This is a genomic window from Mycobacteroides sp. H001, assembly GCF_001440005.1.
Classification (GTDB): domain Bacteria; phylum Actinomycetota; class Actinomycetes; order Mycobacteriales; family Mycobacteriaceae; genus Mycobacterium; species Mycobacterium gwanakae.
The window spans coordinates 167,041-182,016 of the sequence record NZ_LJYH01000045.1; the positions used below are offsets into that span (position 1 = coordinate 167,041).

The window sequence follows — 14,976 nt, forward strand, 5'->3', positions numbered from 1 at the left end:
TGGTCAAATCAGAGGGTGAGGCTGAAGCCTTCCCACGCCGCGCGACGTGTCGCCTCCGGGTCCAGCTCCACGCGCGTGGCGTGGTCGAACACCATCACCGCGCGATCCGGCGGCTCGTAGACCGGCCAACTGTCACCGGGAATTCCACTGCGCGCGAACGCAAGCCAGCGTCGTTGCACATCATTGCTGACTCGCACCGCATCACGCTGGCCAAGAGCTCCCGCCATCACAGTGCCCATCGCGCCGCGGTAACTATCGAACACCGCGAGCAATTCGGTGGCATGTGTGGCACCCATTCCGGCCATGCGCAGCGCCCCGGGCGCATAGTCGTACCGGTAGAAATACACCGGTGCGTACCGATGGTGCGCCTCCGCCATTTGCCAGGCGGCCGTCGAGAAATTCATATCTCCGGCGAGTTTGACCCGCGCGGATCGCCCCGGATATCCCGGATATGCCGCCACGATGCGGTCACGATGGACGGGCCCTCCCCGCATCAGCATCCCCTCCAGCGCCTCCTCGGACAGCGGCATCATCTTGAGCACCCGCGTGAACAGCTTGGCCTCGTCGGCGTTGTGCCCGACGATCAACGGAACACGATGTGCCTCACCGTGTTCCATGGCCTCAACGGGGTGACGCGGCAGATAGTGGCCATCGATGCATGGACCGATCGCAAACGATCCGCCGGGCATGTTCGTCACGATGTCGGCAATCAGTGCGTCGAGGGCGGCCCCCAGTTCGGCGGGGGTCGCACGCAGCACCGCCTGTGCGGCCGCTTCCGGTGCTGCCCCGAGGATGTGGGCGAATTTCTGGGCATAAAGCGCAGCCGAATCGGCGGGCACGGCCATTCCACTGGCAGTGCTCTGACAGATCGCACGGTGAAACAGGCCGCCGGCTGCGGGGGTGGCCATTAGCGTCTCCACGCAGTGCGCTCCGGCGCTCTCGCCGAAAATCGTCACATTCTGCGGGTCACCGCCGAAGGTGGCGATGTTGTCATGCACCCACTGCAGGGCCAGCACTACATCGCGCAGAAACAGGTTGCCGTCAATGGTGTGTTCGCGATTGGACAGCGATGACAGATCGAGCGCACCCAGTGCTCCCACCCGGTAGTTCACCGAGACGTACACGCATCCGCGCCGGGCCAGCGAGCCGCCGTCGTACAGCGGGGTGGCCGAGCTACCCAGGAGGTAACCGCCGCCGTAGATGAAGAACATCACCGGTAGCGGTTCGTTGGATGGGCGGTCAGGAGTGACGACGTTGACCGTCAGGCAGTCCTCGCTGGCCCGCTGCACGCGCCCGGGCCCCAGCACCCGGTAGCGGCGCCGCTGCGGTGCCGCCGCGCCGAATTCGGTGCAGTCACGCACCCCGTCCCACGGCAGAGCCGGTTGCGGCGCCCGCAGGCGCAGTAATCCGATCGGCGGGCGGGCGTAGGGAATGGACCGGAAGCGCCGCACGCCTCCCCGCACGAAGCCTTCGACGATTCCGTTGGGAGTGCTCACGCGGACAGTGGGCGTCTTCGACCCTGATGCCATGGCAGTCAAGATAGCTGTCCGCGACGTCGAGCGCCGTGCTGGTTGCCGGAAAACTGAGCAAATGGGGGTAATTCGAGCGCAGCAACGCCCTCCGCCACAGATAACTGATCACGGTCTCCAGAAATCAGTGCCCGCCATCTCGGCTGATTTCAGCCCGGTCACGGGAACATACCTATCGATGCACCAATAGCCACATTGGCCCCACAGGCCACTATCGTCACGGGAGTCAATTGCTGACGTCGAGATGGCGTCCTGCCCCGGGAAGGTCTGACATGTCGAGGCGTCGCCGAATCTCCGTGGTTTTGATGACCTCGGCCGTTATCGGATCAAGCGTCGCCATCGATGTCGCGCCCTTGGCATACGCCGACCCATGCACCGGCCCGGCCGCGGGCCTGCAGCCACCGACCCCGGTTCCCGACGACGGCATGCCCGGCCAGGCTCCCCCGATCGGCCGCAGGCCCGCGGGCGCCAATGACAAGGCCCCACTGCCGGAGCTGGGCAAGCTGCCGCTGGCCATCCTCAAGCAGGTCTTGCCTCAACAGAGCGCCAAGAAGAAGCCCGGATGGGCTCAGGAGCTGGCGCATCCGGGCCTGCCAAACCCCCCAGAACCCGGCTCACCGAACAATCTGCAAGATCAGCAGGCCGCTGCCGTCGCTCCCGCTCCTCCGGCTCCTGCCGTCGGCCCGGCCGCCGAGGCCGCCGTCTCCCCGAGCACGTCGGTCGTCGGCTGGGTGACCGGGGTGGACACCGGCGCCAACACCCTTCAGAAGTTCAGCATCTCCGGTACCGACCTCGGAATCATGTGGGACAACGGCGATTCCGCCGGCCGCCAGGTGCTGATGGCCTTTGGCGATACCTACGGATACTGCGGAATGAGAAGCCAGCAGTGGCGGTACAACACCCTGCTGCGCACCCAGGACAAGTCGCTTTCACGCGGCCTGGCCGTGGCGGAGGGATCGACCTCCAACCCGTACGCCGGATCTCCACAGTCACGCCCCGGCTACTCCAAGCAGATCATCCCGCCCATCAAGTGGGCCGCCCAGGAACGGGGCATCATTCCCACGGCCGCCATCTCCGTCGGACGTACGCAGTACATGAACTACATGTCCATCAAGAGCTGGGACAGCGCCGGGGAATGGACCACCAACTACTCGGCCACCGCGGTGTCCAACGACAACGGTCAGAACTGGAAGACCTTCCCGCAGAGCATTCGTCCGGCCTCCCCCGACGCCATCAGCCAGGTTCCCTTCACTCCGGGCAATGAGAATTTTCAGCAGGCCGCCTACGTCAAGGGCAACGACGGCTACATCTACATCTTCGGAACCCCTTCCGGGCGAAGCGGATCGGGCTTCGTGTCGCGCGCGTTGCCCGGCAACCTGCCCGATGCCGCCAAGCATGAGTTCTGGAACACCGACCGGGGCTCCTGGGTGCCGGGTGACCCCAACGCGGCGACCCCGATCCTTTCGGGCCCGGTAGGTGAGATGTCGGCGCAATACAACACCTACCTCAAGAAGTATCTGGTGATGTACGGCGATAAGCAGGGAGACGTCCTGCTCTCGACCTCCCCGGCGCCGCAGGGCCCGTGGAGTCCACCACAGGTCATCGTCACCGAGTCACAGATGCCAGGTGGCCCCTACGCGCCGTACCTGCATCCGTGGACAACCGGCAAGGAGTTGTACTTCAACTTGTCGCTGTGGTCGGCCTACAACGTGATGTTGATGCGAACAACCCTTCCGTAACTTGCCGCGTCAGCCTCTAAATCCGCTCAATGATGGTCGCGTTCGCCAAACCGCCTGCCTCACACATGGTTTGCAAACCGTAGCGTCCGCCGGTCTGCTCCAACACCGATACCAGTGTGGTCATCAACCGCCCACCGCTGGCCCCCAGCGGGTGCCCGATAGCGGTGGCGCCGCCGTTGATGTTGACCTTGGACAAATCGGCACCGGTCTCGGCCTGCCAGGCCAGAACCACCGAGGCAAAGGCCTCGTTGACTTCGAAGGCGTCGATATCCCCCAACGATAGACCCGCGCGGTCAAGGACTTTGGCGGTCGCGGGGATGACTCCGGTAAGCATGTACAACGGATCGTCACCCACCACCGCCACCGAATGCACGCGGGCCCGCGGAGTCAGCCCAAGACGCTTGGCGGTCTCACTGGAGGTGATGAGCACAGCCGATGCGCCATCGTTGATCGGCGATGAGTTGCCCGCCGTCACCTTCCAGTCAATCTGTGGGAAGCGTTGCTCCCACAACTCATTACGGAAGGCGGGTTTGAGCCCCGCCAAGACATCCACAGTGGTCGATGGCCTTACGGATTCGTCGGTGCGTACCTCAACGAGCTCACCATCGACGTTGGGAGCCTTGATCGGCACCACATCGCGCGCGAATCTTCCCTCGGCCCAGGCCTGCGCGGCGCGGCGGTGACTTTCGGCCGCGAAGGCATCCAGATCCCGGCGCGACAGGCTCCATTTCTGCGCGATCAGCTCCGCACTAATGCCCTGCGGAACTAGACCTTCCGGATAGCGACCGGCAACCCCCGAGCCGAAAAAGTCCTTGCCCAGGCTCTGGCTGCCCATGGGTACCCGACTCATCGACTCGATACCCGAAGCGATCACGACGTCATACGCGCCTGCGATCACCCCTTGCGCGGCAAAGTGAATGGCCTGCTGACTGCTGCCACATTGCCGATCCACGGTGACCGCCGGCACCGTCTCGGGCAATCCGGCTGCCAGCGCCGCCCACCTCGCGGTGTTGGAACTCTGCTCCCCTACCTGCCCGACCGCCCCACTGATGACGTCATCCACGAGAGCCGGATCTATCCCGGTGCGTTCGACGAGTGCGCGAATGGCGTGTGCATGTAGATCGACCGGGTGTACGCCCGAGAGCGATCCCCCGGGCTTTCCCTTTCCGACGGGTGTACGCACCGCGTCGACGATGACTGCATCTCTCATTGCCCTGCCTCCTGAATTCGCCGTTGAACTCCTCCTCTGCCGGTATACGCTCGGTCAGTTGGAATTCACAACTAAGTGTGACCAAGTGCATAACGTGCTAAGTTGGATTTCACGACTATGAGAAATTGCTCGATAGCCAATGCCCTCGATGTGATCGGGGAACGCTGGACCCTGCTGGCCCTGCGCGAGATCATGCTGGGCAATCGACGCTTCGACGAGATTGTTCGCAACACCGGCGCCAGCCGCGACATCCTGGCCACCCGGCTGCGCAAGCTCGTGGACGCCGGCGTGCTGGAGAAGCGCCAGTACGAACAGCGTCCTCCCCGTTATGAATACCTGCTGACCGAATCGGGGCGTGCGCTGCGGCCGGTGCTGTTCGCCTTGATGGACTGGGGCGACAAGTTCGTCACGCAGGGTCCTCCGCCGAGCGTCTGGGAACACGAATGCGGGTCGGTGCTGCATGTCCATCCGGCCTGCGAAAGTTGCGGAGAGACAGTGACCTTCGACGACATTACCGCGCGGCGAATCGGCTAGGTGCGATGAGCTCAAAGCCTTTGACCTACCAGCCCTCAGGAGCCACATACCTGACCGAAAGTGGCTGGCCCGCCACCCCGCCCGCCTTACGGCGATACGAGCGGACCGTCACCATCGGGCACGGAGAGCACGCATGGCAAGAGGCTTCGCAAGCAGTACTGAACTGGGGTGTCAAGCGCCGCAGCGGGTTCCGGGTGAATCCGGAGGCGGCAGCGCGTGAGGGTACCGAGTTTCAGATCAGCCTCGGATGGGGACCATTCAGCGTTCACGAGCCGGTACGCGTTGTCACCGTGACCAACACCGACGACCGGTGCGGTTTCGCGTACGGCACGTTGCCGGGTCATCCCGTATCGGGCGAGGAAGCATTCATCGTGCACCGGAACGACGGCGGGACAGTGTTCCTCACGCTGCGCTCGCTGACGAAGCCCGCACCATCCGGATTCTGGCGGCTGGTGTTTCCGGCGCTCCTAATGGCGCAGCGGGTATTCCGCCGCCGATACCTACGGGCGCTGCGCTCCTAGGCGTCGGAGGCCGCGAGGTCCACCAACGCGCGTGCCGGTCCAGTCGGCGCAGCACCCGGTCGCCACACCGCCCGGAACTGGCGCGTGAAGTCGGTGCCGTCGGCAAGCGTCACCTCGACCAACGTCCCGGCCGACAGTTCGGGCACCGCGATGAGACGGCTGATCACCGCGGGTGCCAATCCCGTTGCCGCGGCCGCTTTGATCGCGGCCGCTGAACCCAGCTCCGCCGCCGGTGCCGCCGGCTGGCACACCTGGCTCAGCACCTCCCAGACGGTGTCGCGGGTTCCCGAACCCGGCTCGCGCATCAGCAGCGGCGTGGTGGCGAGCTCACGCAGCGTCACCGGCTTGCGGCGCCGCGCCCACTTGTGCCCCTGCCCCACCACGATGACCAGCTCGTCAGCGCCCAGCACCTCCCCGGCCAAGCCTGCGGGTGCGTGCGGTCCCTCAATGAATCCCAGGGTCGCGCTTCCGGCCCGCACCAGCTCGCACACCTGCTGCGTGTTGCCGACCTCAAGTGACACCGGGACGTCGGCATGTCGTGCACGAAGTGCCGTGAGCCACAGCGGCATCCGGTGATCGGCGATGGTACGCGAGGCAGCGACCACCAGACGCGGCGTGTAACCGGAATGCAGAGCCGCCACACCCGCAACGAACTCTCGCGCCGCCGCCAGGACCGGGGCGGCGTGGCCGACCACCGCAAGTCCGGCGTCGGTCAACCGAGACCCGGTGGGACCTCGCTCCAGCAGCACCAGCCGCAGACGGCGTTCCAGAGCCCGCATTCGCATGCTGGCCGCGGGCTGGGAGATGCCGTGCCTACGGGCCGCCGCCCCGAGGCTGCCCGTCTCGGCAACGGACACCAGCAGGTCCAGCACATCGAGGTCGGGCGTGCCCGGAGGTAGAGGCATAAGTACAGTTTATGAGGTTCGGCCAAAATGCCTGGCAATTGCCCCTGATTACGATGAGAAGGCTATGGACGACAACGATATCCACCACCTGCGACGCTGTGTCGAGCTGGCAGCCGAAGCCCTTGACGCGGGCGACGAGCCCTTTGGATCACTGCTCACCGGACCCGATGGCACCGTGCTGACCGAGGATCGCAACCGCGTTGGTGGAGGCGATTCGACCCGTCATCCCGAGTTCGAGCTCGCACGGTGGTCTGCCGAGCATCTTTCACCGGGCGAGCGCGCGGCATCCACCGTCTACACCTCTGGTGAGCATTGCCCAATGTGTTCGGCGGCCCATGCCTGGGTCGGTCTAGGGCGGATCGTGTACGCCAGCTCCTCGGCCCAGCTGACGCAGTGGCTCACCGCGCTTGATGCGCCCCCGAGTCCGGTCGCGGCGCTGTCGATCAATGCAGTGGCCCCCGGTATCGAGACCGACGGTCCGGTGCCGGATCTCGCAGAAGAGGTACACGCCTTGCATGTCCGTTTCCGCAACGGCTGATCAGCTCACTTGACGCACGCGACGCCGTCGGCACCCATCTGGCTCAAGTCGGTCGGGGCCGGCGCCTGAACACCGGTTCCCGTTGCCGCCACTGCGGTCATCACGTCGCTGGGATTGGCCTCCGCCGACGAATCGGCCTTCTTACCGGCACTGTGGTGCGCGATGTAGTCGTCCGCAGGAAACTGCGAGCCCACCGTCAACTGGACCGTCCCGGCTGCAACCGCACCGGATTCCGTCATCGGCAGGTGCAGTTGATCGGCGAGCGCTTGCGCGCCCTCCTGGGCATCTGAGCCATACATGATCGAGCTCTCGGTCGACATGGACTCTGCCGTCGTCGCCCGACCACGCGTAAATCCCCGGGCGGTAAAAGCATCTTCGATCGCCGCACCCAGCCCATCCCGGTCCGTCGCATTGACAACGTTGAGCACTACGGGCGCCGACAGAGAAACTGCCGTCGGCGGCGAGGCCGCAACGGGCGGCGCGGGAGGGATATCGGCGGAGAAGCGGTCATGCACGATCTGCCGGATCGTGGGCAGATCGACGATGTTGACGTCCGAACCGTTGGCATCGTGGCCGAAGTCAGAGATGGGCAGCGTGTAAAAAGACATCGGCCTCTTGGTCAGTTGAGAGGCGCGCGCTGCGAAGTCGACGAGGTTGAGCCCGGAGTCGATCGCGACGTTCTCGTGTGCGACGTTCAGGATGTTGCGTATCGCAGCGGGATTGGACATCACCCCGCCCTTGCGAACCGCGGTCAACAGCGACACGAGGAAGGCCTGCTGGCGCCTGGTGCGGTCCATGTCCGTAAACGAGCCGTCGTTTTCGTCCCGTCGTTGCCTGACAAAGGCCATCGCCTGGGATGCGTCGATCTGCTGAACGCCCTCGCGGAAGTTGGCCCCGGAGAACTCGTCGATCGTGTCGTGGTTCAGGCACACGGTGATGGGCTGCACCGCCTTGGCGATCTGGAAGAACGCGGAAAGGGTCACCTCCACGAAATGATCGATCGGCACACCCAGAAAGTTGCTCACCGTGTCGATCTGGGCCTTGCGCCCTGCCTCGCGGGCGGCCTGCTCGCGCGCGGTCAGATCGTTGGCGCCCGCCACATCGGAGCCGCCGCTGGCCTGCCGATCCAGCGCCTGCTGGTAGGCGAATCCGTACGCCTGCTTGACCTTGCCCTTACACACCGACCCGGGGCAACCCGCCAAATCCACGTAGTCGTCACGCGGGATCGACACCGCCGTCATGGGGCCACCATCGCCCGGGATGTGAACCACAATCAGCACATTGGCGTTGTACCCACCGGACGTCTCGTCACCGGCGTGCAGCGCGTCGTACATCTCCTGCGGCAGCGGCTGGCCATTTTGGTCGAGCCGACTATCCAGGCCCATGAGCAGGATGTTCTGATCCTGCCCGGCAGGTGTCAGCACCCCGGGCAACACGTGCGAGGTGATGATCTGCCCGACCGTCGTGTTGTACCCGGCCCAGCCAAAACCCGTGATGGCCATGACAAATGCGGCAGCGATACCGGCGACCAGCCGGCCCTTCTGCAGCACCCAGCGCTGCGCCTGCCCAGCTTGTAGATCGCCCATAACGATTGACCATTGTTCTGGACAGTCCGGCCAAAACAGGGCAAGCGCGCACCGACCTCTTCGGCGAGTCCTCCCTCAACGTTCGACTGTGAGGTCGGTGTGAATTTGCCAGGGCCGCTCGCTAATCCGCCCGGGTGAGCCCCAAGACCGGGATGACGCGGGTGGTCTTGCGTTCATACTCGGCGAAGTTCTCAAAGCGCTCAGCCTGGAGCCCGTAGATCCGGTCGCGCTCCTCACCCACCACATCGCGCACCGTCACCGGGTAGTGGTCGTCGCCGATCTCCACCGATACCCGATCCGGGTGAGCCAGCGCGTTGTAGTACCAACCGGAGCTGTTGTCCCGCCCATTGTTGGAGGCGAATACGTAGATCTCGCCACCTTCGCCGCCTGGCTGGTAGGCCATCGGGTTCTGACGGGGCTGGCCCGACTTGGCACCCACGGTATGCAGGATCAGCATGTCGAATTGCGCAAAGAAGCCACCGGCGCCGCCGGTTTCGCGGATCTCGGTCATGACATTGGCGTGGAAATCATTGGGGGTCGTCTCGGTCATGACAGGTTCAATGTCAACTGGACTGACACTATTCCGATTGTCGCAAGAAATCTTTGACAATTCTGTCGACGAACCCGCCGTCGACGGACTCACCCGTCACGATGACGCGGTAGTACAACGGCGCCACCAAGCGTTCGGCCAGACCAGCAACATCCGCATCGGCCGGCAGCTCCCCTCGGCGCACGGCGCGCGCGATCGGAATCTGATCGCGCGCCTGCTGCTCGCGTAGATAGCGGGCACGGAACGCATCGGCGAGTTGCGGGTCATGCTGCGACTGGCCGATCAAGGCCCGGAACACCGCACCGGCGTCGTCGGTGGTGAGAAATTGTGCGGTGGTGGCCAAGTGGTGCCGCAGGTCGGCTTCGAGGCCGCCGAGGTCTGGTGGATCGAGCTGGAAAGCGGCATCTTCCAGAAAGACGTCCATCAACACGTCCGCCTTCGAGTTCCACCATCGATAGACGGTCTGCTTGGCCACTCCGGCAGCCTTGGCGATGCCCTCCATGGTGACCCCGGCATAGCCCTTGGCGACCAGCAGATCATCGGCAGCGTGGATGACCGCTTCACGCGCGGTCTCGCTGCGGCCATGGCGGTTTCCGAAATGACGGCGCGCCTCGTCGGGCTCGCGGGCCTTCGCCGTCTCCTTCACAGCATTCATCGAATCATCACCCTAGACTAGACAAGACGTTGCGTCTATTCTAGGCGCATGACAACAACACTTCATGAACCTGAATTCGCCACGATCGTGGACCGGCTCTTCGAGAACGCGTCGCATGATGCGCCCCCTGTCGACCGGGACACCTTCCACACAAAGTCTGTCGAGGAGCGCGTCGAGCTGTTCCAGAACACTTACGTCCCCGTCGCACCCGATGCCGGACGGCTGCTCTACAGCCTGGTCCGCGCGGCCAAGCCGAAGACGATCGTCGAGTACGGCCTGTCGTACGGCATCTCGACCCTGCATTCGGCCGCCGCTGTTCGCGATAACGGATTTGGACGCATCATCACCACCGAGATGAACACCACGAAGATCGCGGCTTCCCGCGCGACCTTCGCCGAGGCAGGGGTGTCCGACCTGATCACCATCCTGGAGGGCGACGCCCGCGAGACGCTGAAGACGGTTGAGGGGCCCATCGAATTTCTGCTGCTCGACGGCTGGCCGGACCTCGACCTGCCGATCCTCAAGCTCCTCGAGGACAAGCTGGCACCCGGCGCGCTCGTCATCGCCGACAACGTCGGATTTGAAAGCAGCAAGCCATATTTGGAGTACATCCGTACCCCAGAGAACGGCTATGTGAGTGTGGCCTCACCCATCGGGGAATGCATGGAGCTCAGCTGCCGTTGTCCGTAACGGTGCAATCTCACCCAAAGCGTTGGCGGCGGTCGTCTCGCCAAAGTCTCCCGCCGCCAACGCCTTCAGAACCACTCCAGGAAGGTGTGGCATGTTCAAATCTACCCTCGGCCTGTCGGCAGTGGCGTGTACTTCGCTCGCATTGCTGTCTGCGGCGCCCGCTTCCGCGGGACCCAAATCCCCACAGACACCCAGCGAACTCGGTGCCCAGCTGCAATCGCAGGGCTATAAAGTTCAGTACGAACGAATTGGCAACTGCGCCTTGGACGCCGGCTCGGTGGTCGGAACCCGGATTGGCCCGGCGGTATGGGCAGACACCACCACCCAGACCAAGGCCGGTGGTGGCGTCGGAGACGGAGCCGGAACCCGCGGAGGCGTCACGTGGAGCCACGATGTTGACCACCAGATCGCTTACATCACGGTGGCGTGCAAACGCGCCGCGAAGTGAACTAGTGGCGATTGGCAAATAATGGGATGCGTGAGCCGCCCCGCAGACGTAGCATGCCTGAAATCATCAGTGCCGCAAGGTAGCTGAAGAGGCCGGGATAAAGGAATTTTGTCGTGACGACGTGGACCACACGAGCCGAGCTTCCCGAGGATGTTTCGGCGATACGTGCGGTCAATATCGCGGCCTTCCCTACCCGTGACGAGGCCGACTTGGTTGATGCGCTGCGCGCGGATCCGGCGGCGTGGATCGACGGTCTGTCCACCGTGAGTGCCGACGCCGGGGGTGAAATCGTGGCGCATGCACTGCTCACCCGGTGCACCGTGGGCGCAGGACCCGCACTGGCCCTGGGGCCGTGCGCGGTGCTGCCACGGTGTCAGCGCACCGGGGCAGGTTCAGCGGCCATTCGCGCCGGCCTCGAGCGCGCACGCAGTCTCGGCGAGAACCTGATCGTGGTGCTCGGGCATGCCCTCTACTACCCGCGATTCGGATTCACACCGGCATCCGCGTTCGGTGTCAGCGCGGGCTTCGACGTCACCGATGACACGTTCCTCGCGCTGGCGTTAGACCCGCAGCGCGAAACGCCGCGCGGTCGGATCGCCTATCCGGCAGCGTTCGGCGTCTGACAGGTCAACCCCAGCGCCGCGCTGACGACCCACCAGACACGTGACCAAATGTCGCAAACCGAGCAGACTTGCGGCGACAACACCTATCGCGCATTGCGCTATCGATCAGTGGCACTGCCGTCGATGGCGGTTAGGTAGCTCGTCACCAGACAGTCGACGATATCCCGGTCCTCCACCTTCGCCAGATCGTCGGCATGCGCCGCGATCGCGGGGTATCGAGCCGGATTGACAGCTCGGTAATTGTTGACCCACAAGGCATTTTCGTCTTGCACATCCTCTGGGAGCAAGGAAAAGCTAGCTCGCGCCGATGCCAGCGCAAGGACCGTGTCCGCCATTGTGCGCTGCAGCAGTGCCGCTGCAGGCTTCGGAACACCCAAGCCATCCAGCGCCGACAGCATCAGCTCCATCGCCGCGAATTCCCCGGGCCCTGATGTACCTCGAAAGGACAATTCCCGCGCCACGTACGGATGGCGGACGAACACCGTCACGACAGCGTGCGCCAGGTTCCTGAGGAGCACCCTCGGTTCCTCGGCAGGATCCACGGAATCGATCGCCATGTGAAGCAGTCGGTCACCCACCGCTTTGAGGAGCGCGTCCTTGTTCTCAAAATGCCGCCAGACCGCCGTGCGGTCCACACCAAGCTCGACACCCAAAGCCCGACTGGTCAACCCGTCGGGTTCGCGGCGGGCAGCAATCCGGATCGCGGCGTCGACAAACGACTCCTGGCTCAATCTCTCCTTGGCTCGCCCGACCGCCATGTCACGTCACTCCCGGTAGTTTGATGTCATCGACGATGACATCAAACTACCGGGAACATAGCGCCCAGAACTCCCCGGCTATCAAGAACCCGCACAGGGCCCGCTCAGCTTCACACCACCATGGCCAGCGAGGAAGCGCAGCTGTGAACAGAAGGTCGAGTTCACCGGCTGTTCGTGATCCTCGCCCGGCACCACAAGCTCCTCAATATCGCCGTGCTGCGAACGAAGAGTCGCCACCAGCGCGTGCGTACCTGCGGCCGGAACGTCAAGGTCGTCACTTCCGGTGATCACCAGAACTGGGCCATTAGCCGGCTTCTGGTCAGGATTTCCATACTCGGAAGCTCGCCGGATGGCGGCGTCCCAGGCTCCCGCATCGCGCGGCGTTTTAAACAGTGATTGAGGGTCCGGGCTGCTGAAGGGCATGGGGTCGTCGAAGAGGCACGTGCCCGAGACCTGCTGCTTGAAATGCTCTCCAGCACCGGATAACAACCCGTCAACACCGATGTCTGGGCCCGTTGCTTCCATTCCCAAAATTCCGTACATGAAGTACAGCGCACGCACGGGGTGTGTGTCACCGCCAGCGGCAAAACGCTCCAACCCCGGGCCCAAATTGTTCCCGGGCGCAAGCGCGATGGTTGCCGCGGGGCGATCTGCAATGCTCGCGCCATCTTCTGACCACGTCGCCTCCAAGGCCGCAGCCCCACCCTGAGAATGACCCGAGACAAACCACTTCTGCGATAGCCGGGGATCGAGCGCCCTCGCGGCGGGCACGATGTCCTCGACAGCATTCTTCTGATCGACCGCGTTCATATACGTGTGCCCGCCGGGCGTCCCAAGACCGATGTAGTCGGTGGCCACCACCGCATAACCCGACTGCACAAGCCCGTTGAGGTACTGCGCATATGACGGGTACCCCATGTCGGGCCTATGCGACGGGGCACACCGGTCGGCAACGCCAACCGTGCCGTGTGCCCACGACACCACCGGCCATCCACCCTCAGGAGGATTTCCCTTGGGAATCAACACCGTTCCACTGACCGCAACCGGGGCGCCGTGACTGTTGCGTGATTCGTAGAGAATCGTCCGCCGCTCGGCACCGATCTGATCACCGCCAAATTCCACAGCCTTCGCCCCGAGAAGCCTGCCGCGTTCTCCCTTCAAATCCGACGGCACCACATACGTATCACCCACCGATTCAATAGGCGCGACCACTGACGACCCACCAGCCGAAGTACCGCTGGAACACCCCGACAACAGGACCAACGCCGCCAGCGTGGCGGCCGTCACTGTGATCGTCCCCGTACCTCGTGACTGACTTCTCATAATTGGCCTTTCGCTGTCCAAAAGCGCATCGGCGGCAGAATCACTGCACCGATCATCGTTGATGTCATCACTGATGACAATACCAGTGCAGCACACCGGCCAACCGGAGCTGCAAGCGAGGTGCCGATCCCACTTGGCCGCATGTACGGCCAATTCGATTGGTGCCCTGGCAGTCTCACGCACACCTACACAGTGGCGCCGGTTGCGCTGCTATCTGGCGTGCGGAGTCAACAACACCCCCCAGGCGGCAACGAGTTTGTCGTACTCGTCGGCGCAGCCCTCTGCCCGGCCGCTGTCGAGATCGCCGTGATCGACCAGATAGTGAAATTCCTGTTCATCGGAGCCATACACGTAGCACAGGAAGTTGACGGCACGCTGGCCGTCGAGGGAGTGAGCGTCGGCAAAATCAGAATCGTGAAGGGACCCCCGGCCTGCCCTCAAAGCATATGAATCTGCGGTGGTCAGCAGGAACTCCTTCGAGTCCTCATCACCGGTGAGGACGTATACGGCGAGTTGGTCGGCGACGTCTTCCTCTCGGCCGGTGATCTTGAGGTCTAGTTCGGCAATCAGCGCATGCCCCAGCTCGTGATACAAGGTGGCGACCACGCTTTGGTAGACCTCGGTATCGAGTTGTTCACCGCTGTCCCCCGCACTTGAGAACACCGCACGTTCTTCACCCGACAGCTCATAACACAGTTCGATGGCGTGCTGATCCGTGTCGTAGAAGGCATTGGACTCACCGCAGTCCTTGGCGATGACCTGAACGTCCCGCGGGATCCGTAAATAGCCGTTCATGTTGTCAACGAAATCCTCGAGGACCCGGCGTGCGCGCAAGAAGGCTTCCTCGGCGGTCGTCGCGCCGGTCGCAGCCCGCTTGTAGCTGGCGATGAACTGCCCGCGTTCACTCGGGGACGCGGTCGCGGCATTCCCTTGCGCCGACGGGCGCTCGGAGCACGACGCTGCGCCGAACAGAGCCACCCCTGTAGCCAGCACTATCGCTGCTGTTCGTACACGTACCGACCGAATGATGTTGAACCCCTTATGTTGTTTAGCCACGCCGACGTTGCCGATGTACCGGTAATCACGGTCCTCCCGACGGGAGCACTACAGTCATCATTGATGACAGCATTGATGACTGCCAAGATAGTGATGACCGACTAGCCCGAATGTCAACTGCTAGAGCTCGCCTGCCAACCCATCGGCTGCGGAAGTAGACCCGAAAACAGAAGACCCCCCGAAACTTTCGGGGGGTCTTCTTCTGTGGAGCCAACTGTCATATTTAGAGTGTCTTCCGTGTCGTCTGTATGCCGTCGCATCCGGCGCGGTCGAGGAAGAGTGTCTTCCACCATTACAGCAGAGCGGTCGCC

Annotated in this window: 16 protein-coding genes; 7 read left to right on the forward strand and 9 right to left on the reverse strand. The window is 63.6% G+C overall.

What is annotated here, in order from left to right; genetic code table 11:
• Window positions 1-8: 8 nt before the first annotated feature.
• Window positions 9-1,529, reverse strand: coding sequence for a carboxylesterase/lipase family protein (locus AOT83_RS22620; RefSeq protein ID WP_057964296.1), 1,521 nt, complete (start codon window positions 1,527-1,529; stop codon window positions 9-11).
• Window positions 1,530-1,801: 272 nt separating this feature from the next.
• Between AOT83_RS22620 and AOT83_RS22625 the strand changes: the two genes are divergently transcribed.
• On the forward strand, window positions 1,802-3,268 hold the full coding sequence (locus tag AOT83_RS22625; RefSeq protein ID WP_057964297.1) for a DUF4185 domain-containing protein: 1,467 nt from the start codon (window positions 1,802-1,804) through the stop codon (window positions 3,266-3,268).
• A gap of 16 nt (window positions 3,269-3,284) precedes the next feature.
• Here the strand turns inward: AOT83_RS22625 and AOT83_RS22630 are convergent, their stop codons facing one another.
• Window positions 3,285-4,478, reverse strand: a complete 1,194-nt coding sequence (locus AOT83_RS22630) for a thiolase family protein (RefSeq protein WP_057964298.1) — start codon at window positions 4,476-4,478, stop codon at window positions 3,285-3,287.
• Window positions 4,479-4,595: 117 nt separating this feature from the next.
• Between AOT83_RS22630 and AOT83_RS22635 the strand changes: the two genes are divergently transcribed.
• Entirely contained in the window at window positions 4,596-5,012 is a 417-nt protein-coding gene (locus AOT83_RS22635; RefSeq protein ID WP_057964299.1) for a helix-turn-helix domain-containing protein, read from the forward strand.
• 5 nt (window positions 5,013-5,017) lie between these two features.
• On the forward strand, window positions 5,018-5,533 hold the full coding sequence (locus AOT83_RS22640; protein ID WP_057964300.1) for a DUF1990 domain-containing protein: 516 nt from the start codon (window positions 5,018-5,020) through the stop codon (window positions 5,531-5,533).
• Here AOT83_RS22640 and AOT83_RS22645 read toward each other — a convergent pair.
• Complete coding sequence (locus AOT83_RS22645) at window positions 5,530-6,438, reverse strand: LysR family transcriptional regulator (RefSeq protein WP_057964301.1); 909 nt, start codon at window positions 6,436-6,438, stop codon at window positions 5,530-5,532. The genes AOT83_RS22640 and AOT83_RS22645 overlap by 4 nt on opposite strands.
• 64 nt (window positions 6,439-6,502) lie before the next feature.
• Here AOT83_RS22645 and AOT83_RS22650 point away from each other — a divergent pair, with 64 nt between their 5' ends.
• The gene (locus AOT83_RS22650; RefSeq protein WP_057964302.1) at window positions 6,503-6,976 is read left to right on the forward strand and encodes a nucleoside deaminase; all 474 of its coding nucleotides are present in this window, start codon (window positions 6,503-6,505) and stop codon (window positions 6,974-6,976) included.
• Window positions 6,977-6,981: 5 nt separating this feature from the next.
• On the opposite strand, the gene AOT83_RS22655 is transcribed toward AOT83_RS22650, so the two are convergent.
• From AOT83_RS22655 to AOT83_RS22665, 3 genes are all read right to left on the reverse strand, one after another.
• Window positions 6,982-8,562: an LCP family protein gene (locus tag AOT83_RS22655; RefSeq protein WP_057964303.1), complete on the reverse strand. Its 1,581-nt coding sequence runs from the start codon at window positions 8,560-8,562 to the stop codon at window positions 6,982-6,984.
• A gap of 121 nt (window positions 8,563-8,683) precedes the next feature.
• Window positions 8,684-9,112 carry a nitroreductase family deazaflavin-dependent oxidoreductase gene (locus AOT83_RS22660; RefSeq protein WP_057964304.1) on the reverse strand — a complete coding sequence of 143 codons (429 nt, stop codon included), beginning with the start codon at window positions 9,110-9,112 and terminating at the stop codon, window positions 8,684-8,686.
• 28 nt (window positions 9,113-9,140) lie between these two features.
• On the reverse strand, window positions 9,141-9,767 hold the full coding sequence (locus AOT83_RS22665) for a TetR/AcrR family transcriptional regulator (protein ID WP_057964305.1): 627 nt from the start codon (window positions 9,765-9,767) through the stop codon (window positions 9,141-9,143).
• Between the two features lie 48 nt (window positions 9,768-9,815).
• On the opposite strand from AOT83_RS22665, the gene AOT83_RS22670 reads away from it, so the two are divergent.
• From AOT83_RS22670 to AOT83_RS22680, 3 genes are all read left to right on the forward strand, one after another.
• Window positions 9,816-10,457, forward strand: a complete 642-nt coding sequence (locus AOT83_RS22670) for a class I SAM-dependent methyltransferase (protein WP_057964306.1) — start codon at window positions 9,816-9,818, stop codon at window positions 10,455-10,457.
• Window positions 10,458-10,548: 91 nt separating this feature from the next.
• Window positions 10,549-10,905 carry a hypothetical protein gene (locus tag AOT83_RS22675; RefSeq protein ID WP_044105227.1) on the forward strand — a complete coding sequence of 119 codons (357 nt, stop codon included), beginning with the start codon at window positions 10,549-10,551 and terminating at the stop codon, window positions 10,903-10,905.
• A gap of 113 nt (window positions 10,906-11,018) precedes the next feature.
• The gene (locus AOT83_RS22680; RefSeq protein ID WP_057964307.1) at window positions 11,019-11,528 is read left to right on the forward strand and encodes an N-acetyltransferase; all 510 of its coding nucleotides are present in this window, start codon (window positions 11,019-11,021) and stop codon (window positions 11,526-11,528) included.
• Window positions 11,529-11,626: 98 nt separating this feature from the next.
• On the opposite strand, the gene AOT83_RS22685 is transcribed toward AOT83_RS22680, so the two are convergent.
• From AOT83_RS22685 to AOT83_RS22695, 3 genes are all read right to left on the reverse strand, one after another.
• Entirely contained in the window at window positions 11,627-12,286 is a 660-nt protein-coding gene (locus AOT83_RS22685; protein WP_057964308.1) for a TetR family transcriptional regulator, read from the reverse strand.
• A gap of 81 nt (window positions 12,287-12,367) precedes the next feature.
• Window positions 12,368-13,573 (reverse strand): alpha/beta fold hydrolase, encoded by a 1,206-nt coding sequence (locus tag AOT83_RS22690; protein ID WP_157858375.1) that lies wholly within the window; start codon window positions 13,571-13,573, stop codon window positions 12,368-12,370.
• A 246-nt stretch (window positions 13,574-13,819) separates the two neighbouring features.
• The gene (locus AOT83_RS22695; protein WP_234797693.1) at window positions 13,820-14,602 is read right to left on the reverse strand and encodes a DUF4344 domain-containing metallopeptidase; all 783 of its coding nucleotides are present in this window, start codon (window positions 14,600-14,602) and stop codon (window positions 13,820-13,822) included.
• Window positions 14,603-14,976 lie beyond the last annotated feature (374 nt).